1 protein-coding gene is annotated in these 1,016 nt (G+C 37.1%); it reads right to left on the bottom strand.

Features of this window, described 5'->3' with window-relative positions:
• A partial coding sequence (locus tag ACTWQB_RS17330) for an IS256 family transposase (protein WP_443140397.1) occupies window positions 1-959 on the bottom strand: 959 nt, incomplete at its 3' end.
• Between the last annotated feature and the right edge of the window lie 57 nt (window positions 960-1,016).

The raw sequence follows: 1,016 nt of genomic DNA, 5'->3' as shown, positions 1-1,016 counted from the left end.
ATCATGGGTTGAATGACTTTAGGGTAATCAAGAAAAGTTAATAGAACTGATAGTTCTTCTTCCCATGATGTCACAACTTTTGGGTAGATTGTATTCCAGGTTTCTTTAAAAGTCTTAAATTCTTCTAGAGCCTCATTTTTAGTATTAGCTCGATACACTTTTTTGAGGTCTGATGTTACCTTTTTTTGATCGCTCTTACGAATTTTTTTAGTTGTGTTTCTAATTTTATGCACAATACAACGTTGAACATCCGCCTTAGGGTAAACCTCTTTAAAGGCGCCTTCTAGGCCTGGCAACCCATCGAAGACTCCTAGAAGGACCTCTTCTAATCCGCGTTTTTTTAGGCCTACTAAGATGTCTTTCCACCCATAAGAGTTTTCATTTCCACCCACAAAGAAATCAACTATTTCCTTATGGCCATCTTCCGTAATCCCCACCACAATATAAACAACTTCACTATCAACATCTTGACGACGTAACTTTATATAAGTGCCATCAAGGAATAAAACTGAATACCTTTTATTTAATGGGCGCTCCTGCCATTGTTTAATGTCCTCGAACAAAACATTGGTAACGTTACTTACCGTTGCAGCTGAATACGAATCCCCAAGGATTCTTTCTACAAAACTTCCTATTTCACGCGTACTAAACCCTTTATTGTACATCGTAATGATGGTTTCTCCTAACCATCTTTCACGACGTTGATAAGGATCAAATAAACACGTTTGAAAGTGACCTTCACGGTCACGAGGGACGGAAAGATCTTCAATTCGACCAAAACGTGTATCCAAAATGCGTTCATAAGAACCATTTTTACTATTCTTTAAATCAGGTCGTTCTACCTCAAAATAATTCTTAAATTCCTCACGCATCATGGTTTCTAGGTTGCTTTTCACAAAATCACGTACAAGCTCCTCAATCTGTTTAGAAAATACATTTTCTGTTATACTATTAGACATAGGGTAAGGCACATCCTTTCTAGTTAATGTCAGAGTTAATTAGAGGTTGTACCTTAC

It is taken from the genome of Piscibacillus sp. B03 (assembly GCF_052246295.1).
Lineage (GTDB): Bacteria > Bacillota > Bacilli > Bacillales > Alkalibacillaceae > Piscibacillus.
Note: the sequence above shows the minus strand (reverse complement) of the source record. Positions and strands in the feature narration are given on the sequence as shown.